Annotated in this window: 22 protein-coding genes and 2 pseudogenes; 7 read left to right on the forward strand and 17 right to left on the reverse strand. The window is 68.1% G+C overall.

All coding sequences use genetic code 11. From position 1 onward, the window contains the following. Nucleotides 1-207: pseudogene (locus tag R5H29_RS12030) on the forward strand (2OG-Fe(II) oxygenase family protein); the annotation flags it as partial. A gap of 96 nt (nucleotides 208-303) precedes the next feature. Here R5H29_RS12030 and R5H29_RS12035 read toward each other — a convergent pair. After that, a complete protein-coding gene (locus R5H29_RS12035) occupies nucleotides 304-1,281 on the reverse strand; it encodes an isopenicillin N synthase family oxygenase (protein WP_050563262.1) in 978 nt (325 codons plus the stop codon). A 152-nt stretch (nucleotides 1,282-1,433) separates the two neighbouring features. Here R5H29_RS12035 and R5H29_RS12040 point away from each other — a divergent pair, with 152 nt between their 5' ends. From R5H29_RS12040 to R5H29_RS12050, 3 genes are read left to right on the forward strand one after another with little or no spacing between them, the layout of a single operon-like run. Further along, the gene (locus R5H29_RS12040) at nucleotides 1,434-3,320 is read left to right on the forward strand and encodes a DUF3413 domain-containing protein (protein WP_332329224.1); all 1,887 of its coding nucleotides are present in this window, start codon (nucleotides 1,434-1,436) and stop codon (nucleotides 3,318-3,320) included. Nucleotides 3,321-3,340: 20 nt separating this feature from the next. Then, nucleotides 3,341-4,486 carry a glycosyltransferase family 4 protein gene (locus tag R5H29_RS12045; protein WP_058981121.1) on the forward strand — a complete coding sequence of 382 codons (1,146 nt, stop codon included), beginning with the start codon at nucleotides 3,341-3,343 and terminating at the stop codon, nucleotides 4,484-4,486. Continuing rightward, on the forward strand, nucleotides 4,479-5,336 hold the full coding sequence (locus R5H29_RS12050; RefSeq protein ID WP_021203418.1) for a polysaccharide deacetylase family protein: 858 nt from the start codon (nucleotides 4,479-4,481) through the stop codon (nucleotides 5,334-5,336). Before R5H29_RS12045 ends, R5H29_RS12050 begins: the two co-directional genes overlap by 8 nt. Nucleotides 5,337-5,415: 79 nt before the next feature. On the opposite strand, the gene glmM is transcribed toward R5H29_RS12050, so the two are convergent. From glmM to trpB, 5 genes are all read right to left on the reverse strand, one after another. Continuing rightward, nucleotides 5,416-6,777, reverse strand: a complete 1,362-nt coding sequence (gene glmM, locus R5H29_RS12055; RefSeq protein ID WP_111102200.1) for a phosphoglucosamine mutase — start codon at nucleotides 6,775-6,777, stop codon at nucleotides 5,416-5,418. Next, complete coding sequence (accD, locus tag R5H29_RS12060; RefSeq protein ID WP_019660593.1) at nucleotides 6,777-7,652, reverse strand: acetyl-CoA carboxylase, carboxyltransferase subunit beta; 876 nt, start codon at nucleotides 7,650-7,652, stop codon at nucleotides 6,777-6,779. The genes glmM and accD overlap by 1 nt, the downstream gene beginning before the upstream one ends. A 214-nt stretch (nucleotides 7,653-7,866) precedes the next feature. Beyond that, nucleotides 7,867-8,676 (reverse strand): tryptophan synthase subunit alpha, encoded by an 810-nt coding sequence (gene trpA, locus R5H29_RS12065; RefSeq protein WP_019660594.1) that lies wholly within the window; start codon nucleotides 8,674-8,676, stop codon nucleotides 7,867-7,869. A gap of 1 nt (nucleotide 8,677) precedes the next feature. Further along, the gene (locus tag R5H29_RS12070) at nucleotides 8,678-9,367 is read right to left on the reverse strand and encodes a hypothetical protein (RefSeq protein ID WP_058981118.1); all 690 of its coding nucleotides are present in this window, start codon (nucleotides 9,365-9,367) and stop codon (nucleotides 8,678-8,680) included. Further along, a complete protein-coding gene (gene trpB / locus R5H29_RS12075) occupies nucleotides 9,364-10,581 on the reverse strand; it encodes a tryptophan synthase subunit beta (protein ID WP_014647880.1) in 1,218 nt (405 codons plus the stop codon). Before trpB ends, R5H29_RS12070 begins: the two co-directional genes overlap by 4 nt. Before the next feature lie 96 nt (nucleotides 10,582-10,677). On the opposite strand from trpB, the gene R5H29_RS12080 reads away from it, so the two are divergent. Next, on the forward strand, nucleotides 10,678-11,565 hold the full coding sequence (locus R5H29_RS12080; protein ID WP_111102201.1) for a LysR family transcriptional regulator: 888 nt from the start codon (nucleotides 10,678-10,680) through the stop codon (nucleotides 11,563-11,565). 48 nt (nucleotides 11,566-11,613) lie between these two features. On the opposite strand, the pseudogene R5H29_RS12085 reads toward R5H29_RS12080, so the two are convergent. From R5H29_RS12085 to prmB, 9 genes and pseudogenes are all read right to left on the reverse strand, one after another. Continuing rightward, nucleotides 11,614-12,042 (reverse strand): annotated as a pseudogene (locus tag R5H29_RS12085) (peptidoglycan-binding protein); the annotation flags it as partial. A 68-nt stretch (nucleotides 12,043-12,110) separates the two neighbouring features. Then, nucleotides 12,111-12,767: a phosphoribosylanthranilate isomerase gene (locus tag R5H29_RS12090; RefSeq protein ID WP_019660598.1), complete on the reverse strand. Its 657-nt coding sequence runs from the start codon at nucleotides 12,765-12,767 to the stop codon at nucleotides 12,111-12,113. Beyond that, entirely contained in the window at nucleotides 12,764-13,534 is a 771-nt protein-coding gene (gene truA, locus R5H29_RS12095; protein WP_019660599.1) for a tRNA pseudouridine(38-40) synthase TruA, read from the reverse strand. Before truA ends, R5H29_RS12090 begins: the two co-directional genes overlap by 4 nt. A gap of 32 nt (nucleotides 13,535-13,566) precedes the next feature. Beyond that, nucleotides 13,567-13,929: a VOC family protein gene (locus R5H29_RS12100; protein WP_332329225.1), complete on the reverse strand. Its 363-nt coding sequence runs from the start codon at nucleotides 13,927-13,929 to the stop codon at nucleotides 13,567-13,569. A gap of 26 nt (nucleotides 13,930-13,955) precedes the next feature. After that, complete coding sequence (locus R5H29_RS12105) at nucleotides 13,956-16,016, reverse strand: FimV/HubP family polar landmark protein (protein ID WP_329842549.1); 2,061 nt, start codon at nucleotides 16,014-16,016, stop codon at nucleotides 13,956-13,958. 130 nt (nucleotides 16,017-16,146) lie between these two features. Continuing rightward, nucleotides 16,147-17,175, reverse strand: a complete 1,029-nt coding sequence (locus R5H29_RS12110; RefSeq protein ID WP_134734795.1) for an aspartate-semialdehyde dehydrogenase — start codon at nucleotides 17,173-17,175, stop codon at nucleotides 16,147-16,149. A 90-nt stretch (nucleotides 17,176-17,265) separates the two neighbouring features. After that, nucleotides 17,266-18,303 carry a D-glycerate dehydrogenase gene (locus R5H29_RS12115; RefSeq protein WP_171952904.1) on the reverse strand — a complete coding sequence of 346 codons (1,038 nt, stop codon included), beginning with the start codon at nucleotides 18,301-18,303 and terminating at the stop codon, nucleotides 17,266-17,268. Continuing rightward, a complete protein-coding gene (aroC, locus tag R5H29_RS12120; protein ID WP_019660604.1) occupies nucleotides 18,296-19,399 on the reverse strand; it encodes a chorismate synthase in 1,104 nt (367 codons plus the stop codon). Before aroC ends, R5H29_RS12115 begins: the two co-directional genes overlap by 8 nt. Then, entirely contained in the window at nucleotides 19,396-20,325 is a 930-nt protein-coding gene (gene prmB / locus R5H29_RS12125) for a 50S ribosomal protein L3 N(5)-glutamine methyltransferase (RefSeq protein ID WP_021203410.1), read from the reverse strand. The genes aroC and prmB overlap by 4 nt, the downstream gene beginning before the upstream one ends. A gap of 122 nt (nucleotides 20,326-20,447) precedes the next feature. On the opposite strand from prmB, the gene R5H29_RS12130 reads away from it, so the two are divergent. Both R5H29_RS12130 and asd read left to right on the forward strand, forming a co-directional pair. Beyond that, complete coding sequence (locus tag R5H29_RS12130) at nucleotides 20,448-21,098, forward strand: SCO family protein (RefSeq protein ID WP_021203409.1); 651 nt, start codon at nucleotides 20,448-20,450, stop codon at nucleotides 21,096-21,098. After that, complete coding sequence (asd, locus tag R5H29_RS12135) at nucleotides 21,095-21,937, forward strand: archaetidylserine decarboxylase (RefSeq protein ID WP_021203408.1); 843 nt, start codon at nucleotides 21,095-21,097, stop codon at nucleotides 21,935-21,937. The genes R5H29_RS12130 and asd overlap by 4 nt, the downstream gene beginning before the upstream one ends. Nucleotides 21,938-22,044: 107 nt before the next feature. Here asd and R5H29_RS12140 read toward each other — a convergent pair whose 3' ends face one another. Together R5H29_RS12140 and R5H29_RS12145 are read right to left on the reverse strand one after the other, a co-directional pair. Next, nucleotides 22,045-22,392, reverse strand: coding sequence for a ribonuclease E inhibitor RraB (locus R5H29_RS12140; RefSeq protein ID WP_019660608.1), 348 nt, complete (start codon nucleotides 22,390-22,392; stop codon nucleotides 22,045-22,047). Between the two features lie 24 nt (nucleotides 22,393-22,416). Further along, nucleotides 22,417-24,021 (reverse strand): transglycosylase SLT domain-containing protein, encoded by a 1,605-nt coding sequence (locus tag R5H29_RS12145; protein ID WP_021203406.1) that lies wholly within the window; start codon nucleotides 24,019-24,021, stop codon nucleotides 22,417-22,419. Between the last annotated feature and the right edge of the window lie 94 nt (nucleotides 24,022-24,115).

The following is a 24,115-nucleotide window of genomic DNA, read 5'->3' on the forward strand; positions in this document are numbered from 1 at the left end:
GTGGTCAACATCGGCGATATGCTGCAGCGCCTGACCAACCACGTGTATCCGTCGACCATCCACCGCGTGGTCAATCCCCCGGGCGAGCGGGCGCGCCACCCGCGCGACTCGGTGCCGTTCTTGCTGCACCCCCACACCGACTTCATGATAGACGTGCTGCCCTCGTGCATAACCCCCGCGAACCCGAGCCGCGCCCCCGCGCCGCTTGGGGTTGGGGTTGGCCGGCCCGCGCCGGCCACTACCGCGGGTGCAGGGTGCAACCCTGCAAAGAAAAAGGCCGCCTTTCGGCGGCCTCGCTTCTCTTTATTTCAGCTTGATCTCGCGCAGGCGCTCCTCGAGGAAGCCGTGGGCGGTGATCGGCTCCGGGTACCGGCTCGGGTTCTCCGGGGTGATGCACGAGGGCAGCACGTCGATCAGGAAGTCCGGGTTCGGGTGCAGGAAGAACGGCACCGAGTAGCGCGGCTGGCGCGCCAGCTCGCCCGGGGGATTGACCACGCGGTGGATGGTCGACGGATACACGTGGTTGGTCAGGCGCTGCAGCATATCGCCGATGTTGACCACAATGGTGTCCGCGTCTGACGTGAACGGCACCCACTCGCCATCATGCGACTGCACTTCCAGGCCTGCGGCACTGGCACCGACCAGCAGGGTGATGAAGTTGATGTCGCCATGGGCACCAGCACGCACGTTCGGGATGTCGTCGGTGGTGATCGGCGGGTAATGGATCGGGCGCAGGATCGAGTTGCCGAAGTTGGTCTTGTCGGCGAAGAAGTCTGCCGGCAGGCCGATATGCAGGGCCAGCGCCGACAGGACGCGCGACCCCAGGTTGTCCAGTGCCTGGTACAGGCCATAGCCGCGCTCACGGAAGCCCTCGACCTCGGTCGGCCACAGGTTCGGCGCCATCACATCGCGGTACTTGGAGTCGTCGGCGATCTCGCGGCCGATGTGCCAGAACTCCTTCAGGTCGAAGTGCTTGGAGCCCTTGGCGGTCTCCACCCCAAACGGGGTGTAGCCGCGGGCGCCGCCGCTGCCGGCCACGTGGTACTTGCGCTTGACCTCTTCGGGCAGGGCGAAGAAGGCCTTGAAGGCATCGTAGGCCGCATCGATGTCGGCCTGCGGAATGCCGTGGTTGCGGATGCCCGCGAATCCCCATTGGCGGTAGGCCGCGCCCAGCTCGGCCACGAAGGCCTCGCGGTCGCTGTCGAAACGGGTGATGTCGAGGGTGGGGATCTGGCTCACAGCGGTTCCTGGCTTGTCATTGGGTCTGGGGGGCCAGCGCATTCATGGCCCACCTGAACATTGTGACAGATCGCCCGGGGGACGCCACCCGATACGAAGAAACAAACAGATACAATGCGCGACCCGCGCGCGGCCCCACGATTCCGTCACCCCGGGGATCCCGCCGCCTGCATCACCCGCCGCCCCAGTCCCTCATGCGCCCTGCTGCTCCCTCTGCCGACACCGCCCTGCCCTCCGGCCCCGCACGCCACTGGCGCCGCCTGGCGTGGTGGTCGCTGTTCGTGGCCGGCAACGCGCTGCTGGCCATGGCGATCACGCTCGGCAACGTACCGCTGGCAGACAACCCGGGGGGCAGCGTGGGCCTGGCCTATCTGGCCGTTGCCCTGCCCGGTCACCTGCTGGCATTCGGCGCCCTCGCCGGCCTGCTGCCGCTGCTGATGGGCCTTTGGCCGCGCAGCGCACGCCCCCTGAGCCTCAGCGCCGTGCTGCTGCAGGGCCTGTGGCTGTGCCTGTTGCTGGTTGATGCAAAGGTTTTCACTCTGTATCGGTTTCACCTCAATGCCATGGTGGTGAACATGGTGTTCGGCGGTGCGCTGCAGGACCAGGTCGCGTTGTCGTGGAAGACCTGGCTGCAGGCCGGACTGCTGGTGGCCGCCATCTTCACGGCTGAAGGACTGTTGGCCTGGGCATGCTGGAAGCTGCTGCCCGCCCGGCCGCGCCGCCGCCGGGTCCTGCAGGGGTGGGCCATCGTTGCGCTGCTGATGGCCGGCGGCCAAGCCGCCACGGCCTATTACGATGCCCGCGGCGACCGTGCCGTCATCGCGCAGTGGAACTACCTGCCCTGGGCACAGCCGATCACCGCCAAGAGCTTCATGCGCAGGCTCGGGGTCATAAGCGAACAGCAGGCGGGCCTGCCCGACCCGCGCCATGCGCAGCTGCTGTATCCGCTCCAGCCCCTGCGTTGCCAGAACCCACACCGCCCCAATGTGCTGATGGTGGTGCTGGAATCGCTGCGCCAGGACGTGCTGACGCCGCAGCTGATGCCCAACACGTCGGCGCTGGCGCAGGACGCGCGCGTGTTCGATCGCCATTTCAGCACCGGCAATGCCACCCGCTACGGCCTGTTCGGCCTGCTCTACGGCCTGCCCGGCGGCTACTGGCAGAGCATGCTGGACGAACAGCGCGGCTCGCAGCTGTTCCAGGTGCTGGGCCAGCAGGGCTACGACCTGCACCTGTACGGCAGCGCGCCGTTGTACAGCCCGGAATTCGATCGCACGGCATTTGCCGATGTGCGCGACCGGCTGCACCAGGGCCCTTCCGCCCTGACCCCCGACAAGCGCGACGCAGCCATCGTCGCCGCGCTGCGGAATGACATCCGCAGCAGCCAGGCGGCGCAGCACCCATGGTTCGGCTTCGTGTTCCTCGACTCCACCCACGCCGGCTACCACCTGCCCGCCAGCTACCCACCGGTAGCCACGCCGATGGCCAAGGAGATCGACTTCCTGTCCTTCGGCCCGGACCACGACCCGACGCCGGAACTCAACCGCTACCGCACTGCCGTGCACTATGCCGACAGCCTGATCGGTTCGCTGCTGGACGACCGGCGCGCGCAGGGCCTGGCCGAGGACACCATCGTGCTGGTCACCGGTGACCATGCCGAAGAGTTCAACGACCTCAAGCTGAACTACTGGGGCCACAACGGCAACTTCTCCGATTACCAGCTGCAGGTCCCGTTCGTGCTGCATTGGCCAGGCAGGGCCGCTGGCCGCGACGTCCGCACCAGCTCGCACGAAGACTGGGTACCGACGCTGATGCGCCATGCGCTGGGCTGCGAGAACGCATTGACGGACTTCAGTACCGGCCAGGACCTGCTGGCCACGCCCGCCGCCAGCGAACGTGCACTGGTGGTGGAGAGCTGGTCGCAACGCGCTGTACGCCATGGCGATGCCATCTACGTATTCGACAAGTTCGGCAACGCCACCGCGCTCGACCGGCACTACCGCCCGCTGCCGCAGCAGGCTCCGGACGCCGCAGCCATCCGCTCTGCATGGGAAGCGCTGACCCGCTTCCGCAACCGCTGATCTTCAAGGACCGATCCTGCATGAACCGTCCGCTGCGCATCCTGCATACCGAAGCCGCCAAGGGAATGGGCGGGCAGGAGATCTACATCTTCCGGCACATGCAGGTGATGCGCGCGCGTGGCCATGAGGTGTCATTGCTGTGCCAGCCCGATGCACGCCTGGCCACACTGGCACGCGAGGACGGATTCACCGTGCATACGCTGCGCATGGGCGGCCTGGCACGCCTGCTGCGCGGCATGTGGTCGGTATCGCGGCTGGTGCGCCGCGAACGCTTCGACGTGGTCAATACCACCAGCCGCCGCGATGCGCTGATCGCCGCCGCCGGTGCACGCCTGGGCGGCACGCCGCTGGTGGTGCGCTCGCGCCATCTGATGAGCCCGGTCAACTCGTTGCTGACCTATACCAAGCTTCCACACCGGGTGCTGACCGTCAGCAGCTTCGTCAAGCAACTGCTGGTCGACCGCGGCATTCCAGCCGAGCGCATTGGTATCGTGCCGCCGATCGCGGTGCCTCCACGCTGGAGTGATATCCGCAAGGCCGATCCTTGGCAGTGCCTGCAGGACGTACGCGCGGAAGTGCGTGCCGAGCTTGGCTTCGGCGAGCAGGACATCGTGGTCGGCTGCGTGGCCGTGCTGCGTGAGCCCAAAGGCCATGCCGACCTGCTGCAGGCGATGGTGCCGCTGTGCAAAGCCAACCCGGACCTGCACCTGGTGATTGTCGGTGATGGCCAGGCCGTGACGGAACGACTGCAGGCGATGTGCGCCGAGCACGGGCTGCAGCGCCAGGTCCACCTGCTCGGCTACCGCGATGGAGCCTGCAGGCTGATGGCCGGCTTCGACATCTTCGCACTGGCCTCGCACAAGGAAGCGGCCGGCACCGTATTCCTGGAAGCGGCCTACGTGGGCGTACCGATCGTCGCCACGCGGGTGGGCGGCGTGCCGGAGATGGTGATCGATGGCAGCAATGCGATCCTCACCCGTTTGGGTGACAATGCCGCCCTGACAGGTGCATTGCGCCTGCTGGTGGACGACCCGGAACGGCGACGGCAGATGGGGCGCGCTGGCTGGGAGTGGATGCACGGCGCACATCGCTTCACGCCGGACGGCCACGGTGAAGCGACCGAACACTACTACCACCAGTGGCTGAAGGAGCTGGGACATGGCTGATGCACGAACCGTTCCGGTGCTGATGCACCACCACGTCAGCCCTTCGCCGGGCATGATCACCGTGTCGCCGGAGAACTTCGAAAGCCAGATTGCGTGGCTGGCAGCCAATGGCTGGACCTCACTGACGCTGGAGCAGTACGCCGGCTTCCTGGCCGGCAAGCCGGTGCCGCGCAAGTCGATCGTCATCACCTTCGACGATGGCTATCTCGACAACTGGGTGTATGCGCACCCGATCCTGCAGAAGTACGGCATGCACGCGGTGGTGTTCGTGGTCACCGGCTGGATGGGCGAAGGCCCGGAACGTCCGCACGCCGGCATTGCCGGCGCGGCACTGCCGTCGACGCCGGACCATCGTGGCTGCGAAGCGGCGATCTACGAGCAGGACCGCAGCGACGATGTGATGATGCGCTGGAGCGAAGCACGCGCAGCCATTGCCGCCGGCACCTTCGAAGTGCATTGCCATACCCACACCCACACCCGCTGGCTGCGCCGCGACGATCTGGACCGTGCGCAGCGCCGTGCGGGCCTCAGCCGGGATCTGGCGATCTCGCGCGACGTCCTGCAGGACAAGCTCGGCGAGGTGTCCGATACGCTGTGCTGGCCCTACGGCGATTTCGACCAGGACCACATCGAGGTGGCACGCGAGCAGGGCTTCCGCTACCTGCACACCACCCACCCGTTCGGCCGCAACGTGGTCGGCGGTGATCCGGAGCGGATCTACCGCTTCGCGATCCGCAACCGCCCGGCCAGCTGGCTGCGCAAGCGCATCGCGCAGAGCTACAACCCGCTGATCGCGCCACTGTTCAATGGCTTCAAAGCGCGCCAGAAGAAGATGGTGCCGGGGCCATAAGCACCACGCCCCTGCCGGTTGAATGAAAAACGCCCCGGCTTTGCGGGGCGTTTTTCGTTGGTGCGAATGTGCACGCGCTTCAGGCAGCGGCTTCACGCACCGCTGCGGACAGGCGGTCCAGCGTGTCCTGCATCAGCGTGGCGTCATCGGCCTCGACCGTGACCCGCACCACCGGCTCGGTACCGGACGGGCGCAGGAACGCGCGGCCACGGCCGGCGACAGCCTGCTGCGCCACAGCCAGCGCGGACTGCACGCTTTCAGACTGCACCGCAGTCTTGGCCGGGACATTGCCCAGACGCACGTTCACGGTCTTCTGCGGTACCCGCACAAGGCCCTTCAGCGCCTGGCGCAGGGTCTGCCCACTGTTGCGCAGCGCGACCAGCACCTGCAGGGCGCTGACGATGCCGTCCCCCGTGGTGGCGCGGTCCAGGCACAGCAGGTGGCCGGAGGCTTCACCGCCGAGCACACCACCGCCTTCGATCAGCGCCTGGTGCACGTAGCGATCGCCGACATTGCTGCGCACGAATGGAATCTGCAGGTCGGCGAGGGCCTTCTCGATGCCATAGTTGCTCATCAGCGTGCCGACCACCGGGCCGCGCAGGCGGCCTTCGGCCTTCCAGGCACGGGCCAGGATGTACAGCAGGTCATCGCCATCGACCGGGTTGCCCTGGTCGTCGGCCATCAGCACGCGGTCGCCATCACCATCGAAGGCGATACCGAGATCGGCGCCGGTCTCGCGGACCTTGGCCGCAAGGTTGTCGATATGGGTGGAGCCCACGCCGGCGTTGATGTTGATGCCATTGGGCTCGGCGCCGATGCCGATCACCTCGGCACCCAGTTCGCGGAACAGCAGCGGCGCGATCTGGTAGGTGGCACCATGCGCGCAATCCAGCACCAGGCGCAGGCCACGCAGATCGAATGTGCGCGGCACGCTGGCCTTGCAGAATTCGATGTAGCGGCCGACCGCTTCGCGTGCACGGAATGCCTTGCCCAGCTTTTCCGATTCGGCGGTGGTGAACGGAACGTCCAGCGCCGCCTCCAGGGCCAGCTCGGTCGCATCGTCGAGCTTCTCGCCCTGGGCCGAGAAGAACTTGATGCCGTTGTCGTAATGCGGGTTGTGCGAGGCGCTGATGACGATGCCGGCGTCCACGCCCAGCGTGCGGGTCAGGAACGCCACCGCCGGGGTCGGCATCGGACCCAGCAGCTGCACGTCGGCACCGGCGGCGACCAGGCCGGCCTCCAGCGCCGCCTCGAACATGTAGCCGGAAATGCGGGTGTCCTTGCCGATCACCACGATCGGCCGGCGTCCGTCCTGGCCACGCTGGGCGAGCAGGACACGGCCCAGCGCATTGCCCAGGCGCAGCACGAAGTCGGCCGAGATCACGCCCTGCCCGACCCGGCCACGGATGCCGTCCGTGCCGAAGTACTTGCGGGCACCCATCAGGCTACCTGCGGCGCGGGCTGCCGACCCAGCATGGCGAGCAGATCGGACAGGCGGTCGCGCAGTTCGCGGCGATCGCAGATCTGGTCGATGGCACCGTGCTCCAGCAGGAACTCCGAACGCTGGAAACCTTCCGGCAGCTTCTCGCGCACGGTCTGCTCGATCACGCGCGGGCCGGCGAAGCCGATCAGTGCCTGCGGTTCGGCGATGTTGATGTCGCCCAGCATCGCGAACGACGCCGAAACGCCGCCGGTGGTCGGATGGGTCAGCACCGAGATGTACGGCAGCCCGGCTTCACGCAGCTTGCCCAGCGCAGCGGAGGTCTTGGCCATCTGCATCAGCGAGAACAGGCCTTCCTGCATGCGCGCGCCGCCACTCTGCGAGAAGCACACGTAAGGCGCACCGATCTCGACCGCGGTTTCTGCGGCCAGCGCGAAACGCTCGCCCACCACCGAGCCCATCGAGCCCCCCATGAAGGCGAAGTCGAACGACGAGGCGACCAGCGCACGGCCCTTGAGCAGGCCGCGCATGGCGATCAGCGCGTCGTATTCGCCGGTGTTCTTCTGCGCGATCTTGATGCGCTCGCTGTACTTCTTCTGATCCTTGAACTTGAGCAGGTCGGTCGGTCCCAGGCGCGCACCGATCTCGGTGGTGCTGTCGGCGTCGAACAGGGCCGCCAGGCGCGCACGCGCGCGGATCGCCATGTGGTGGCCGCACTTCGGGCAGACCTCCAGGTTCTCTTCCAGTTCCGGACGGTACAACGCGCTGCCGCAGTTGCTGCACTTTTCCCACAGGCCCTCGGGGACACTGCGCTTCTTGCTGGGGGTGTTGTCGGTGCGGATGCCGGACGGCATCAACTTGCTGAGCCAACTCATGCGGGAGGACACTTCCGTTCAGGGCGGCCCATGGGCCGCAAAGGCGGACAGTCTAGCTCCGCTTTCCCCGGCCGTGCACCCCCTTGCCAGCTACGGGGCAGCCGGAAAAACCATGCTGGGACGTACGTTTAGGTGCTGCGCGGTGCCGGCCGCTGGCCGGCGGCCCTGCACGCGGGTGGGTACGGACGATGCCCGCCAGCGGCCAGCATTACCGCTACGCGTCCAGCGCCTGCCGCAGCGGGGCGAGGAACGCCCGCGCACGCTGGGCCGCGTCTTCAGCCGAGCCCGCTTCGGCCAGCGCCGCCACCAGCGCACTTCCGACCACCACGCCATCCGCCTGGCGGGCCATGGCTGCGGCACTGCCGGCGTCCTTGATGCCGAAGCCCGCCACCACCGGCACCGAGGCGCGCGCGCGCAACGCCTGCAGGCGGGCGCTGGCGGCGTCGCTGTCCAGGCGCTCGGAGGCGCCGGTCACGCCGGCAAAGCTGACGTAATAAAGGTAGCCACGGGCCAGGGCCAGCAGCTTGTCGGCACGCGCCTGGCTGGTGGTCGGCGACGCCAGCAGGACCAGCGCCAGGCCCGCTGCATCGAAGGCCTGCTGCGCTTCAACGGCTTCTTCCGGCGGAAGGTCGACCAGCAGCACCCCGTCCACGCCGGCCTGCACGGCCGCCCCGGCGAAGGCAGCGTAGCCGTGGATCTCCACCGGGTTCAGGTAGCCCATCAGCACCACCGGGGTGTGCGCATCGCGCTCCCGGAACTGCGCCACCGCCTGCAGCACATAGCGGCTGCCGGCTCCCCGCGCCAGCGCGCGCTCGGAACTACGCTGGATGGTCGGGCCATCGGCCATCGGATCGGAGAACGGCACGCCCAGTTCAATCACGTCGGCACCAGCATCGACCAGCGCGTGCATGACCGGCACGGTGGCTTCCAGCGAGGGATCACCTGCGGTGATGAAGGGAATCAGCGCCTTGCGCTGCTGTTCGCGCAGGCGCTGGAAGCAGGCATCGAGTCGGGATACGGACATGTCAGGTACATCCTTCGATCAGATCAACGGCGCCGCTGGCGCCCCAGTACATTCGGGAGATGGTGCCGTCGACGATCTCCACACGGATCGCCAGGTCGGAACCGGGGTCCTGCCAGAGCAGGCTCTCGCCGGCCTCCGCATCATCACCATAGGGTTGCGTGGAAACGCCCTTGGGCAACTGCTGGAGTGCCTGCGCGCGTGGCATGCCCAGATGAAGGCCGAACGGCCCCGGCTGCAGCACCACCTGGCCGGAATCGTCGATGGGGGCCAGGTCGAAGCGCACCACGTCGCCGTCCTGCACCATCATCGCCACGCCCTCGGGCAGCGTGCCGCGCTCGTAGTACTCGCAACGCCCAGCGGTCGACTCGCCCAGCCCGGCCGAGTGCCACTGCGCCTCGCCCTGCAGTTCGCTGAAGGGCTGGCCGATCAGCACCTCACCGGCATGGTCCAGGGCCACCGACACCACCGCCCGGGCCGCCTGGTCCTCGCCGCCGTCGCCTGCCGTGGACATCGCCGCGCCCTCGATCGGGCGATGTGCGGCCTCATCGTCGTTGCTGGCCGGTTCGCGTGCCGGGGCGATCGCCGCGGGGGCGGCCGGGGCCGGGGCAAGCACCGGTGGATCGGGCGGCGTGCAGCCGCCCATGCCGATCACCAGCACCAGCGCCCCGCCGTGGCGCAGCACGTGATTCACAGCACAAGCCCTTCGCGCGCGGCGATGGTGTGCACGTCCTTGTCGCCGCGGCCGGACAGGTTGCACAGCACGATCTGGTCACGCGGACGCTCACGCGCCAGCTTGATTGCCTGTGCCAGCGCATGGCTGGATTCCAGCGCGGGCAGGATGCCCTCGGTATGCGCCAGCAGATGGAAGGCCTGCAGCGCTTCCTCGTCGGTGATGCCGAGGTAGCGCGCGCGGCCGGTATCGGCCAGGAACGCGTGCTCCGGGCCGACGCCCGGATAGTCCAGGCCGGCCGACACCGAATGGGTCTCGATGATCTGGCCGTCATCGTCGCACAGCACGTACGTGCGGTTGCCGTGCAGCACGCCGGGGCGGCCTGCCGCGATGGAGGCGGCATGGCGACCGGTACTGATGCCATCACCGGCGGCTTCGGCGCCGACGATCTCGACCTGGCGATCGTTGAGGAAGGCGTGGAACAGGCCGATGGCGTTGCTGCCGCCGCCGACGCAGGCGGTGATCGCATCGGGCAGGCGGCCGTACTCGGCCAGCATCTGCTCACGCGCTTCGCGGCCGACGATGGCATTGAAGTCGCGCACCATGCGCGGGTACGGGTCCGGTCCAGCCACGGTGCCGATGATGTAGAAGGTGTCCTGCACGTTGGTCACCCAGTCGCGCATCGCTTCGTTGAGCGCGTCCTTCAGGGTGGCCGAGCCGGAGGTGACCGGCACCACCGTCGCACCGAGCAGCTTCATGCGGTAGACGTTGATCTTCTGCCGCTCGATGTCGGTGGCGCCCATGTAGACCACGCATTCCAGGCCCAGACGCGCGGCAACGGTGGCACTGGCCACGCCATGCTGGCCGGCACCGGTCTCAGCGATGATGCGCTTCTTGCCCATGCGTGCGGCCAGCAGTGCCTGGCCGATGGTGTTGTTGATCTTGTGCGCACCGGTGTGGTTCAGGTCCTCGCGCTTGAGCAGGATCTGCGCGCCGCCGACGTGATCGCTCAGGCGCTGGGCGTGATAGATCGGGCTCGGCCGGCCCACGTAGTGCGCCAGGTCGCGGTCATAGGCCGCCTGGAACGCGGGGTCCTGGCGGGCCTGGTCATAGGCCTGGGCCAGTTCCTGCAGCGGGCCGACCAGGGTTTCGGCAACGAAGCTGCCACCGTAGCGGCCGAAGTGGCCCTGGGCATCCGGGAAGGCGTGGTAGTCGGCAATGGGGGAGGCAGACATGGATACGACCGGTGGTTCAGACAGGTGGATACTCTAGCGCACGGGTCATGACCGGAAAATGGATATTATCTGGCACATATCGTCAGGAAATCTCACGTGAGCCGCTCCCTGCTGCCTCCCCTCAATGCGCTGCGCGCGTTCGAAGCCACTGCCCGCCTTGGCGGCGTCGGGCGCGCCGCACAGGACCTGCACGTCACCCACGGCGCGGTCAGCCGGCAACTGAAGCTGCTGGAGGATCACCTCGGCCTGGCGCTGTTCCAGCGTGCCGGTCGCGGCCTGCGCCTGACCGCTGCGGGTACGCGCCTGCAGGCAGCGTGCAGCGAGGCCTTCGCCGGGATCGAAGGCTGCGTGCGCGAGCTGCGGCGGCCCGCGGCCTCCCCAGCACTGGTACTGGGCTGCAGCGGCAGCGTACTGGCACGCTGGATGATTCCGCGCCTGCCCGTGCTGCAGGCCGCCCTGCCCGGCGTGCGCCTGCAGTGGTCGGCGCTGGACGGCAGTTTCACCGAAGCGCAGGCGGCGCTGGACGCCGTGCTGTTGCTGGCGCAGGGACCGTGGCCACGCGGCTGGCAGGTCCGCGAGCTGGCACCGGAACGGGTCGGTGTGGTGGTGGCCCCGTCACATCCGGCGGCGCAGCGCCTGCGGCAGGCACCGCCCTCGGCACTGCTGCAGGAAACCGTGCTGCACACCACGTCACGTCCACAGGCTTGGCCCGCCTGGGCGCAGGCACACCGCCTGGACCCGTCAAAGCTGCAGCTGGGCACCGCTTTCGAACATCTCTATTACCTGCTGGAAGCAGCCGTGGCCGGGCTGGGCCCGGCAATCGCGCCCGAGCCGCTGGTGGCCGAAGATCTGGCAGCAGGCCGGCTGGTCGCACCGTGGGGGTTTGCGGCCACCGGCGGCTTCTGGGTGCTGGCGCGGCCGGATGGCCCGGCCGATGCACGGGTAGACGCCCTGGCCGACTGGGCAGCAGCGCAACTGCGATGAGACGAGGCCCCGGGCGGCATCCACCTCCCGGAGCCGGCAATGCAGGCCTCAGCGACCGCCCATCGCGACCCGCTGCTGCTCCTCATGCACCTGCTGCTGGTGCGACGGATCTGCCAGCAGCTTGGCACTGGTCTGCTCCAGCGACGGCGGCGCCTGGGCCAGATCGACAGCGGTGCGGAAACCCGGCGTCGTGCCCATCACGAACGGCTTGCCATCCTGCACCGTGATGCTCTGCAGCTTGTCGGCCGCGTCGATACCGTTCTGCTTTGCATGCAGGGTGATATTGGCCGCAGCCTCTTCGGAAAACACGCTGGGAAGCTTGCTGCGGCCAGCGTTGTGCAGTGCGTGGTCCGGATGCGATGCATCGTTGAGCGACGGCCCTTTGGGCACAGCCGCTGCGGGTTCATGACCCTGCACACGCCACGCCGCCAGGGCGGCAGCGGTGTGGCGACCGACGATGCCGTCGGCGGACAGTCCCTGGTTGAGGGTCTGCTGCAAGGCTCACCGTCGACGATGACATCCCGGCGCCCCTCAGGTGACGCGGATCACTCCAGGACGGTGCAATCGGCGCGCCGCACTTCCTCGACGAAGGTGCGCATCTTGTAACCGTCCTTGATGCCCGGCTCCAGTTCGATACCGCTGGAGACGTCCACGCCCCACGGCAGCGTCGCCAGCACGGCGTCGTAGACGTTTTCCGGGTTCAGGCCACCGGCCAGCAGGAACGGCCGATGCAATCCGGTCGGGACGCGGCCCCAGTCGAACGCCACGCCGGTGCCGCCACCGCCACCCGGCGCGTGGCTGTCGAACAGGAAGCCGGCAGCGCTGGGATAACGCAGTTGCAGGGTGCGGGCATTGACCTCTTCGCGCCCCCCCATGGCAATCGCCTTCAGGTACGGCATGTTGAAGCTGCGGCAGAAGCTCTCGTCCTCCTCGCCATGGAACTGCAGCAGCGTCGGTCGTACCGTGCGCAGCACCTCGCGCACTTCTTCCTTGCTGTTGTTGCGGAACAGCGCAACCACGTCGACCATCGGCGCGATTGCCTGGCGCATCGCGCGCGCCTCGGCAGGCGCGACCCGGCGGCTGCTCTCGCGGGCAAAGATGAAACCCACCGCGTCCACGCCCAGCTCACCGGCCAGGCGGACATCGCCGGCGCGGGTCATTCCACAGAACTTGATGCGTGTACGGTAGTAGGAACGGCTCATAGCGTGACCTCGGCGGGCAGATGCCAGTTGTCGGGGTACAGGGGCCCAAGGAACACCAGGCCCTGCGGCGGTGCGGTGGGACCAGCTACGGTGCGGTCGCGCCCAGCCAGCAGTTCGGCGATCCATTCCACCGGTTTTTCGCCGCTGCCCACCAGGATCAACGATCCGACGATATTGCGGACCATGTGATGAAGAAATGCATTGCCACGCACTGCGACTTCGATCACTTCGCCCTGGCGGCTGACCTGCAATGACTGCAGCTCACGCCGGGCATGCAGCGCCTGGCACTGCACCGAACGGAACGCGCTGAAATCGTTCTCGCCGAGCAGGGCCTGGCCGGCGGCGTGCATCAGGGTCTCGTCCAGCGCGCGGCGCTCCCAGCTCAGGGTCTGCCGGTCCAGCGCGGGCCGCACCTCGCGGTTGAGCAGCCGATAGCGGTAGCGGCGCGCACGTGCCGAGAAGCGCGCATGAAAATCATCGGCCACCGGCACGCACCAGCGCACCGCGATCGAACGCGGCAGGCGGGTGGTGGTGCCGAGCATCCAGGCGCGCGGGTCACGCACCACGTCAGTGTCGAAATGCACGACCTGGCACTGGCCGTGCACACCGGCATCGGTGCGGCCGGCGCAGACCACCTGCAGCGGCGCATCCGCCACCGATGACAAGGCCTGCTCGAGGCTGGCCTGCACGCTGGGACCACCCTCGCCCAGGTTCTGCCAGCCCCTGAAATCGCTGCCGTCGTACTCGACGCCAAGCGCATAACGCATGTGCTACCTCGATGTTGCGGGTGGGGCGGCGCTCAGGCCGGATCGCGTTCGGACCAGACGGCCAGTTCGTTGCCACCGGGCTCGACGAACTGGAAGCGGCTGCCACCGGGGAAGGAAAACACCGGGCGTACGATCTGGCCGCCGGCGTCGCGCACGGCGGCCTCGACCGGAGCCAGATCGTCGGCATACAGCACCAGCAGCGGTGCACCGCTGTCGTCGGCCCGCTGCGGCTGGCCACGGAAGAAGCCGCCCTGCAGGCGGCCATCGTCGAAAGCCGTGTAGTCGCTGCCGTAGTCGACGAATGACCAGCCGAACGCCGTTTCGAAAAAGGCACGGCTGACGGCCGGGTCGCTGGAGGCGAATTCAACGTAGTCGATACGGCGCTCGCGGCTCATGGCAGGGTCCTTGTCGGCGGGTTCGGTCACGGCAGGCGGGCAAGCAGTTCGCGGGCCTGCGTCTGGCTGTGCAGGTCACCGCCCTCGGCCACTTCCAGCAACAAGGTGCGCGCCGTCTGCGCGTCACCCAGATCGAGGTAGGCAATGGCCAGTTCCAGGCGCTCCTGGCCGGCACGTGGCGACCAGCCCGCGTCATCGGCAGGCGCGGGTGCGCTCGACGCGGTGTCGTCGGAATGAGCAGCCTCGGTGCTGACACGGTCGATGCCGTCGATGGCTTCGGGACCTGCGGCATCCGCCGGAGACGGGTTCTCATGCGCGTCGGCCGGCAGATCGAACACACCGCGGAACTGCGGCTGCCGTTCGGCATGCAGTGCGTAGTCGGGCACCACCACCTCGGCCGGCACCTGCGGTACAACGCGATCGTCCTGCAGCGGCTCGGCCGGGACCACCTCGTCGCCGGTGGTTGCGGGATCGTCCCAGCGCGGCAGATCGGTCACCGCTTCGGGCAATGCCACCGCGTCCTGGTCGCGCAGCGTGTCGGACTCCTGGTCGGCCCGCACCGCGTGCTCAGCGGTGGGTTCGGCGACCACCACGTCGTGCGCTTCGGTTCCGGTCGCCCACGCAGGCATCGCCGGTTCCTGGCGGCCGTTGCCGGCACCAGGCGACGACCACGAGGACTGCTCGGCCAGCGCATCCAGCGCGGCACCTGCCGGCACCGCTGCGGCCAGGCCGGCGGCATCGTCTTCCTCACGCAGCGGAGGCAACGGCGACGGCTTGCGACGACGCAGCAGCCAGGCAGCCCCAGCCACCAGCAGCAGTACCGGCAGCCCCAGCCAGTACCACGGTGTCGCCGCATCACGAGCACCCGGCGCCTGCGCCAGGCGCTGCTGCGCAGCGGCCAGGTCGTTGTCCTTCATCGCGATCAGCGACTGCTGCTGTTCCCTGAGTTTCTCCAGGTCGGCCACGCGCTGCTTCAGCTCGCCGATCTCGGCATCACGGGTGGCGATGTCCTCACGCGCCTGGCGCAGTTGTTCGTTGCCCAGCATGTCACCCTCGCTGCCGGCAGCGGTGCCGGTGGTTGTGCCCGCGTGCGCGGCGTCTGACGCCAGCGCCGGAGCGATCTCAAGCCGTGGCCCGTTGGCCGCAGCCGGGGAAGAAGCGTTCGTGGCTGCCGCCCTGGCAACCGGTGCGAGCATGCCCGCCGGTTGCGGCACGGTACGCGCCTGACGCCATTGCGCGGCGTGCTCGCGCACCAGCGTCGCCGCTTCGGCGGCGTCGACCGCCGCAAGCGCATCGCTGCCCGGCATGCGCAGCACCGCGCCCTGCTTGAGCAGGTTGACGTTGCCACGGATGAAGGCTTCGGGATTGGCACGCAGCAGGGCGATCATCGCGCGGTCGCGACTGACCTGGCTGCCACGCGCCACCACCCTGGCGATCTGCGACAGGGTCTGACCGCGCTGTACGGTGACGCTGCCATCGGCCGCCGGTGCAGCGACCGGCGCGGAGGCCGCACGCGGGCGTGCTGCTGCAGCCGCCACCGCAGATGGCGGCGCAGCGGGCGCCTCTGCGGCTGGCACCGTTGCCAAAGCCGGTGCAGGTTCGCGCACGATCGCATTGGAGAGCGTGCCTGCCGGCGCGACGATTTCCGGCTCGGCCACGGCCAGCGCACTGGGCGGCGCATCGACCAGCGCCGAGTACTCGCGCACCAGGCGGCCCTGGCCCCAGTCGGCTTCGATCAGGAAGCTCAGCGACGGCGTCTCCACCGGTGCCTGCGAGGTCACCCGCACCACCGCTCTGCCCTGCGTGTCGCGGGTCAGCTCGAACTGCAGTTCGCTGACCAGTCCGGTCGGCCGCTGCAGGCCGACACGCTCGAAAGTGACCGGCGAGGCCAAGGCCACCCGCAGGTTTTCCAGCTCGGACGGATCGGCCGAAACGACCGGGATTTCTGCCAGCAGGGGCTGGCCCGGCCTGGACAGGACGCGGATGTCGCCCAACCCCAGGGCGAGCGCCGAACTGCTGGCCAAGGCGAGCAGCGCTGCGGAAAGATAGGTGAGCGGGCGCTTTGCGCCCCTGGCCCGTTTATTCATGGGCGACACTATAAAGCGTGCGGACCAAGGTCCGCACCCATGTAGAGCCGAGCCCATGCTCGGCTGCATGGCCTGAGCCGAGCGTAGGCTCGGCTCTACAGAAAAGGCCGGGCATTGCCCGGCCTCTCCATCAACGCTGCTCGGCGGCAACCAGCTCGGCCAGCTGTACGGCATTCAGGGCTGCGCCCTTGCGCACGTTGTCCGACACGATCCACAGGTTCAGGCCACGCGGGTGCGAGAGATCCTCGCGGATGCGGCCGACGTACACCGCGTCGGTGCCTGAGGCGTGGGTGACCGGGGTCGGGTAACCACCGGCCTCGTGGCGATCCACCACTTCGATGCCCGGCGACTGCTCCAGCAGCGCGCGCGCTTCGGCGACCGTGACCTTGTCTCGGGTCTCGATCGCCACCGACTCGGAGTGGCCGTAGAACACCGGCACGCGCACCGCGGTCGGGTTCACCAGGATGCCGTCATCGCCGAGGATCTTGCGGGTCTCCCAGATCAGCTTCATTTCTTCCTTGGTGAAGCCGTTGTCCTGGAAGTCATCGATGTGCGGGATCAGGTTGAAGGCGATCTGCACCGGGAAACGCTGCGGATCGATCTCCTGGAAGCTGAGCAGCTGGCCGGTCTGCTTGCCCAGTTCCTCCATCGCCGAGCGGCCGCCGCCGGACACCGACTGGTAGGTGGAGACGTTGATGCGCTCGATGCCGTACTTGCGGTGCAGCGGTGCCAGCGCCACCAGCATCTGCATGGTCGAGCAGTTCGGGTTGGCGATGATGCCGCGCGGACGGTTGGCGACCTGTTCCGGGTTGACCTCGGACACCACCAGCGGCACGTCATCGTCGTAACGGAAGGCCGAGGAGTTGTCGATCACCACCGCGCCTGCTGCGGCGAACTTCGGTGCGTACTCCTTGGACACGCTGCCACCGGCCGAGAACAGGGCGATCTCGACGCCGGTGGGATCGAAGGTGGCCAGGTCCTGGACCTTGACCTTCTGGCCGTTGAACTCGATCTCGCCGCCGGCCGAACGCTCGGAGGCGAGAACGCTCAGGGTGCCGACCGGGAAATCACGCTCGGCCAGGATCGACAACATGGTCTCGCCGACGGCGCCGGTGGCACCGACGACGGCGACGTGGAAACTGCGCTGTGCATTGCTCATGGAGGAACTCTCACGAAAACGGGAATGGGGAAAAACACGCACGACAGCTGGGTTCGGGGAACCTCCTCAAGCGGGGCGCGCGGAGGTTCCCTATCGTTTCCCGGTTTTTTTGCCCAGCGTCACGCGCGCGGCCATCGCCGCATCAGCGTTGATCGCGCTCGGCATGCGCGACGGGCCGCCGTTCAGGCCGAGCCCAGCAACCAGGTTATCCACGGCCAGCTGTACCATCGCCGTGCGCGTGGCCAGCGAGGCGCTGCCGATATGCGGAGTGAGCACGACGTTGCGCAGCGCCAGCAGTTCCGGGCGTACCGTTGGCTCGCCTTCGTACACATCCAGGCCCGCCGCAGCCAGGCGACCGTTGGCCAGCGCGTCGGCCAGCGCGATCTCATCGACCAGGCCACCGCGGGCGATATTCACCAGCGTCGCCGACGGCTTCATCTTCGCCATTGCGGCGGCATCGATCAGATGATGCGAGGCCGGCGTGTACGGCAGCACCAGCAGCAGGTGGTCGGACTGTGCCAGCAGCGTATCCAGATCCACATAGGTCGCGCCCAATTCCGCCTCGGTCGCCGCCGGCAGCTGCGAACGGTTGTGGTACAGCACCTTCATGCCGAAACCGTGCGCGCCGCGACGGGCGATGCCCTGGCCGATGCGGCCCATGCCAAGGATGCCCAACGTGCTGCCGTGGATATCGGCACCGAGCATGGTCTGGAACGACCACTGCTGCCACTGCCCTTCGCGCAGCCAGCGCTCGGACTCGGTAATGCGGCGCGCGGTGGCCATCAGCAGGGCGAAACCGAGATCGGCGGTGGTTTCGGTCAGGACGTCCGGCGTGTTGCTGGCCAGGATGCCGGCCGCGCTGAGCGCGTCCACATCCAGGTTGTTGTAGCCCACCCCGACATTGGCGATCACCTGCAGCTGCGCGGCGCCGGCCACCTGGGCCGCGCCGATGCGCTCGTTGAGCGTGATGATCGCGCCGTCGGCGCTGGCCAGTTGTTCGGCGATCTGGTCCGGCGCCCAGGCGGTGACGGTGTCGGTGCTGCGCAGCTGCACGCGATCGCGCAGCGGCGCGATGGCCGCGTCGATCAGCGGCTGGCTCACCCACACGATCGGCCGCGTGTCAGCCATCGATCTGCCCGGGAATGCGCGGGGTGACCGTGCCGACATCGCCGCACTGCGCGCGGTGGCGCAGCGCCTGGTCCATCAGCACCATCGCCACCATCGCCTCGGCGATCGGGGTGGCGCGGATGCCGACGCAGGGGTCGTGGCGGCCGGTGGTGACCACCTCGACCACGTTGCCGGACGTATCCAGCGACGGGCCCGGCAGGCGCAGGCTGGAGGTCGGCTTCAACGCGATCGAGGCGACCACCGGCTGGCCGGTGGAAATGCCACCGAGGATGCCACCCGCGTGATTGCTGGCGAAGCCCTGCGGGGTCAGCAGGTCGCGGTGTTCGGTGCCCTTCTGCGCGGCGCTGGCGAAACCGTCGCCGATCTCCACGCCCTTCACCGCGTTGATGCTCATCAGCGCAGCAGCCAGTTCACCGTCGAGTTTGCCGTAGATCGGCTCACCCCAGCCCGGCGGCACGTTGTCGGCGACCACGTCCACGCGCGCACCGACCGAATCTCCGGACTTGCGCAGCGCGTCCATGTACGCCTCCAGTTCGGGCACCTGTGCAGCGTGCGGCCAGAAGAACGGGTTGTCTTCCACCGCCGACCAGTCGAAACCGGCCGGGGTGATGTCGCCCAGCTGCGACAGGTAGCCGCGCACGGTCACGCCGAAGCGCTCGGCCAGCCACTTCTTGGCGACCACCCCGGCGGCTACGCGCATGGTGGTTTCGCGCGCCGAGGAACGGCCGCCACCGCGCGGGTCACGGATGCCGTACTTGTGCCAGTAGCTGTAGTCGGCATGGCCCGGCCGGAACTGCTGGCCGATGTTGGCGTAGTCCTTGCTGCGCTGGTCGGTGTTGCGGATCAGCAGCGCGATCGGGGTGCCGGTGGTCAGGCCCTCGTACACGCCAGAGAGGATCTCGACCTCGTCGGCCTCGCGCCGCGCGGAAGTGTGCCGGCTCTTGCCGGTGGCACGGCGCTGCAGGTCGTGGGCGAATTCGGCCGCGTCCAGCGCCAGCCCCGGAGGGCAGCCATCGATCACGCAGCCGATGGCCGGCCCGTGCGACTCGCCGAACGTGGTGACGGTGAACAGCTTGCCGAACGAATTGGAGCTCACGGGCGCTGCGCCGCCAGTTCGGTGATGCGTGCGCTGTGGGCGATCAGCTCGCGGCATTCGACCGCGAAGATGCCCATCTGGCCGACCTTGAACTCGATCCAGGAAAAATCGACTTCCGGCAGCAGCTTGATCAGGTGCTGCTCGGATTCGCCCACTTCGCAGATCAGCAGGCCGTCCTCGCTCAAGTGCAGCGGCGCGTCACGCAGGATCTTCAGCACCAGGTCCAGGCCGTCGTCGCCGGCACGCAGGCCCATCTCCGGCTCGTAGGAGTATTCCTGCGGCAGGGCGTCGGTCTCGTCGTTGGTGACGTACGGGGGGTTGGTGACGATCAGGTCGTAGTGGCGGCCGGTCAGGCCGTTGAACAGGTCCGACTTGATCAGGGTGACGTTGTGCGCCTGCAGGCGTTCCTTGTTTTCCTCGGCCAGCGACAGTGCTTCGTCACTGAGGTCGACGCCATCCACTTCCCAGTTCGGGTAGTAGTGGCCCATGGCGATGGCGATGCAGCCCGAACCGGTGCACAGGTCCAGCGCACGGCTGACATCGCGGCCGGCGAGCCACGGCTCGAAGCCGCATTCGATCAGTTCGGCGATCGGCGAACGCGGCACCAGCGCGCGCTTGTCGCTCTTGAAGCTCAGGCCGGCGAACCAGGCCTCACCGGTCAGGTAGGCGGCCGGGATGCGTTCATCGATGCGACGCTGGAACAGTTCCAGCACGCGCAGCTTTTCGGCCTGCAGCAGGCGCGCCTGGCCATAGGCCGGGCCCAGATCGTGCGGCAGGTGCAGGCTGTGCAGCACCAGCTGGGTGGCCTCGTCCAGCGCATTGTCGTAGCTGTGACCGAAGGTCAGCCCGGCTTCGTTGAAACGGCTGGTGCCGTAGCGGATCAGATCGATGATCGTGTGGAGTTCGGCGGCCGTTTCAGCGGTCATGGCGGTACTGCGGGCAAAGTGGGCCCCGATTATAGGGGCTGGCGCCCGCGGCAGCATCCGTTGCGGCGGAAACGATCCGGCCTCACCCGGTATGATGGAGCCCACTTCGCGCGGGGGCACCCATGTTCAATCGCAATGCCGGCATCATCCTGCTGATCGCCCTGGCGGCGGGCCTGGGCCTGCTGGCCGCCCAGCAGGTGTTTGCGCCGAAGCCGCCGGCCAATGCCCCGGCCACCGAAGCGATCACGCTGTACCCGCAGCCGCGCGAACTGCCCGACTTCAACCTGGCCCAGTCCGACGGCACCCGCCTGATACCGGGCGAGCTGAAGGGCCACTGGACGCTGGTGTTCCTGGGCTTCACCTTCTGCCCGGACGTCTGCCCGACCACCCTGGCCGAGCTGGCTGGCGCGCAGAACCAGTGGGAGGCCCTGCCCGACAGCCTGCGCCCGCGCGTGCTGTTCATCTCGGTCGACCCGGATCGTGACAGCGCCACCCGGCTCGGCGAATACGCGCACGGCTTCCACAAGGACACCCTGGCCGCCACCGCCGATATCCCGTCGCTGGAGCGCTTCGCCACCTCGCTCGGTTTCGTGTTCCAGAAGGTGCCGGGCAAGCACTTCGACGAGAACCCCGAGGATTACACCGTCGAGCATTCGGCCAGCCTGGCCGTGCTCGACCCGCAGGGCCGCCTTGCCGGCCTGGTGCGCCCCCCGTTCAACGCGCCGGCGATCGCCCGCGACCTGCAGAAGCTGACCGAGAAAACCGCCCCATGAGCCTCACCACCGCCCTGACGTACGCCCTGCCCCACCGCCTGCTGTCTTCGATGGCGCGTTCGCTGGCGTACTCGGACGATCCGCGCGTGTCGCGCTGGCTGATCGACACGGTCACCCGCAAGTTCAACGTGAACCTGGACGAAGCGGCCAACCCGGACCCGCGCAGCTATGCGACCTTCAACCAGTTCTTCACCCGCGCGCTGAAGCCGGGCGCGCGCGTGGCCGACGCCGATCCGCGCAGCCTGGTGATGCCGGCCGACGGCCGCATCAGCCAGCTCGGCAGGATCGAGGCCGGCCGCATCTTCCAGGCCAAGGGCCAATCGTTCACCGCCGCCGAACTGCTGGGCAGTGACGAGGATGCCAAACCGTACAACGACGGCCTGTACGCGACCGTGTACCTGTCGCCGCGCGACTACCACCGCGTGCACATGCCGTGGACCGGCACCCTGCGCGAGACCGTGCACGTGCCGGGCCGCCTGTTCAGCGTCGGCCCGGCCGCAGTGAACGGCGTGCCGCGCCTGTTCGCCCGCAACGAGCGCCTGGTCTGCCACTTCGACACCAGCTTCGGCCCGATGGTCAGCGTGATGGTGGGTGCGTTGCTGGTATCGGGCGTCGAAACCGTGTGGAGCGGCGAGGAAATTCCGCATTATGGCGACCGCATCACGCGCAAGGACTACCGCGGCCAGGGCATCAGGCTGGAGCGCTTCGCCGAGATGGCGCGCTTCAACTACGGTTCGACCGTGATCGTGCTGCTGCCGCCGGGCGTGGCTGAGTTCGCCCCGCAGCTGGCCGCTGAAAGCCCGGTGCAGCTGGGCCAGGCGCTGGCGAAGCTGCGCTGAGGTACATGTAGAGCCGAGCCCATCCTCGGCTACTGGCTGCAACCGGCCATGCATTTCTGTGGGCAAAGGAAGCCGAGCATGGGCTCGGCTCTACAGCCAGAAGCGCGTTACTGCAGGACCGGGGCCGGACCGACGTCCATGCCGTCGTAGTCTTCCACGCCCTTCTCCGCGGCCAGCGCTGCGAATTCCTGGTTGCGGCGGTCCAGCGAGGCTTCGTCGTGGATCTCCACGCGCTCTACATGCAGCACGTGGAACGGCGCGTCGCCCTCTTCCGGCTCCTGCTCGAACAATTCCACGAAGGTATAGCCCTCCGCCTGCAGGTGCTCTGCCAGCGCCTGCAGCGGCTCAGCGGTGGAGTGCACGAAGAAGTACCCCCACAGCAACGGGCCCTTGATGTCCCAGTCGGTGTTTTCGCGGAGGTTGGCGAACAGGTTGCGGGTGTCTTCGAGGTCCATTGCAGATTCCAGCGGTCGTGGGAATTACTTGTCGCAGCCCTGCAGCTTCAGCGTCTGGCCCTGGCGCAGGCTGTAGGCCGGGGCCTTCAGGCCGTTGGCGCGGGCCAGGGTCGGCACATCGCACTGGAACTTCGCGGCAATGGCGCCCAGGGTTTCACCCCGGCCCACCTTGTGGCTGCGCGGCGGCTTTGGCCGTGCGGCCGGGCGCGGCGCGGCCACCGGAGCGACCGGGGTGGTCGGCACGCTGGTGGAGGCTGCGGCGTCGGCCACCGGCACCACGCCGCCCACGGCCACGCTGCCGGTGTAGCCGGCGGCGGCCGGGCGCTTGATCGCCGCGTTCAGGTCGGCGGTGATCAGGGTACGGGCCAGGTCGGCACGCGGGCCGCTGACGCAGTTGCGCTGGTACAGGCCGGCGATGCGGGTGGTAGCGTTGATCAGCGTGCCGGCCGGAATCCAGCCGTCGGCTTCATAGCGCGGGTTGAGGTTGCGCAGCGCGCGCATGTAGCCATCGCGGGTGCCGTGGCTGCCCAGGCAGATGGTCAGTTCGTAGATGGTGGTGGACTTGGCCAGGCGCAGCGTGGCCGGCTGCGCGCTGATCTTTGGGAATTCCACGCCGTACTGCTGCGGGTGCAGGAAGATCCAGGCCGCCGCGATCACCATCGGCACATAGTCCTTGGTCTCGCCGGGGAACTGGTTGTAGACACTGTCGGTCCAGAAGCTCTGGCCCGCACTCTGCTTGAACACGCGCGCGGCACGGCCTTCACCACCGTTGTAGGCGGCCACCGACATTTCCACGTTGTTGTTCAGTTCGCGCAGGCGCTCGTTGAGGTAACTGGCGCTGGCTTCGGCGGCGCTGCGCGCGTCAAAGCGGGTGTCGAAGCCGGTGCCATCCGGGCCAAGGCCGAAGCGGCGGCCGGTAGCCGGCATGAACTGCATCAGGCCGGCGGCGCCGGCGCGCGAGGAGGCATGCACGCGGCCGTTGGACTCCTTGGCCATGATGCCGAACAGCAGCGCCTCGGGCAGGCCGCGCTTTTCCCACTCCGGCCACATCACCGCACGCAGGTTCTGGTAGTTCTCGTAGCTGGTCAGCAGCGCCGGGCGCATGTCGGTCAGCCAGCGGCGGATGCCCGCCTGCACGGCCGGGTTGTATTCGACCATGCTGTCGAAGGCGTGCCGCTTGTCGTTGAGCAGCGCAGCGGCGCGGGCCGCCTCCGGCACGTCGGCGGTAAGCGGGCCGATATGGTCGGGGTCGGCTTCCAGCCGGTCACCGCCCTCGTCGGCCACCTCATCGCTGCCCGCCGCATCGGCGTCGTGCTTGAGCAGGCGCTTGTAGCTGGCCAGCAGCGTGCCCATCTGGCAGCCCTTCTGCTTCACGCAGTCGTTGAGAACGTCTTCCATGTCCTCCAGCGCGGCGTCGGCCTCGTTGCTGCCCTTGGGGTCGGCATTGGCGACCAGCAGCAGCGCATCGCTGTAGCGCTTCTCGGCGACGGTCATGCGCTGCTGCAGCGCATCCACCTTCGCCTTGTCCCGGGCCGAGACCCGCTGCGCATGGGCGTCGGGCGCCAGGGAAACCAGGCCGGCCAGGGCCAGCAGCGGCCAACCGCGGGAAATCAGGACAGAAACGGGCATTGATGGCACTGTGTGCGAAACAGGCAGGCAGAGTAGCGGCGCCGCCAAGGTCGGGGCAAGCCGACCTTCGGACTGCCACTGCCGGCGGTTAACA

Origin of the sequence: Stenotrophomonas sp. A3_2 (genome assembly GCF_036624925.1) — a bacterium.
Classification (GTDB): Bacteria; Pseudomonadota; Gammaproteobacteria; order Xanthomonadales; family Xanthomonadaceae; genus Stenotrophomonas; species Stenotrophomonas hibiscicola.

Coding starts and splice junctions, on each gene's coding strand:
- R5H29_RS12115 (WP_171952904.1), bottom strand. CDS start 18,303: ATGGCTGACACGCGGCCGATCGTGTGGGTGAGCCAGCCGCTGATCGAC.
- R5H29_RS12130 (WP_021203409.1), top strand. CDS start 20,448: ATGTTCAATCGCAATGCCGGCATCATCCTGCTGATCGCCCTGGCGGCG.
- R5H29_RS12140 (WP_019660608.1), bottom strand. CDS start 22,392: ATGGACCTCGAAGACACCCGCAACCTGTTCGCCAACCTCCGCGAAAAC.
- trpA (WP_019660594.1), bottom strand. CDS start 8,676: ATGTCCGTATCCCGACTCGATGCCTGCTTCCAGCGCCTGCGCGAACAG.
- R5H29_RS12035 (WP_050563262.1), bottom strand. CDS start 1,281: ATGCGCTGGCCCCCCAGACCCAATGACAAGCCAGGAACCGCTGTGAGC.
- R5H29_RS12090 (WP_019660598.1), bottom strand. CDS start 12,767: ATGAGCCGTTCCTACTACCGTACACGCATCAAGTTCTGTGGAATGACC.
- asd (WP_021203408.1), top strand. CDS start 21,095: ATGAGCCTCACCACCGCCCTGACGTACGCCCTGCCCCACCGCCTGCTG.
- R5H29_RS12105 (WP_329842549.1), bottom strand. CDS start 16,016: ATGAATAAACGGGCCAGGGGCGCAAAGCGCCCGCTCACCTATCTTTCC.
- glmM (WP_111102200.1), bottom strand. CDS start 6,777: ATGGGTGCCCGCAAGTACTTCGGCACGGACGGCATCCGTGGCCGGGTC.
- R5H29_RS12040 (WP_332329224.1), top strand. CDS start 1,434: ATGCGCCCTGCTGCTCCCTCTGCCGACACCGCCCTGCCCTCCGGCCCC.
- R5H29_RS12145 (WP_021203406.1), bottom strand. CDS start 24,021: ATGCCCGTTTCTGTCCTGATTTCCCGCGGTTGGCCGCTGCTGGCCCTG.
- prmB (WP_021203410.1), bottom strand. CDS start 20,325: ATGACCGCTGAAACGGCCGCCGAACTCCACACGATCATCGATCTGATC.
- R5H29_RS12110 (WP_134734795.1), bottom strand. CDS start 17,175: ATGAGCAATGCACAGCGCAGTTTCCACGTCGCCGTCGTCGGTGCCACC.
- R5H29_RS12100 (WP_332329225.1), bottom strand. CDS start 13,929: ATGAGCCGCGAGCGCCGTATCGACTACGTTGAATTCGCCTCCAGCGAC.
- R5H29_RS12050 (WP_021203418.1), top strand. CDS start 4,479: ATGGCTGATGCACGAACCGTTCCGGTGCTGATGCACCACCACGTCAGC.
- truA (WP_019660599.1), bottom strand. CDS start 13,534: ATGCGTTATGCGCTTGGCGTCGAGTACGACGGCAGCGATTTCAGGGGC.
- trpB (WP_014647880.1), bottom strand. CDS start 10,581: ATGTCTGCCTCCCCCATTGCCGACTACCACGCCTTCCCGGATGCCCAG.
- accD (WP_019660593.1), bottom strand. CDS start 7,652: ATGAGTTGGCTCAGCAAGTTGATGCCGTCCGGCATCCGCACCGACAAC.
- R5H29_RS12045 (WP_058981121.1), top strand. CDS start 3,341: ATGAACCGTCCGCTGCGCATCCTGCATACCGAAGCCGCCAAGGGAATG.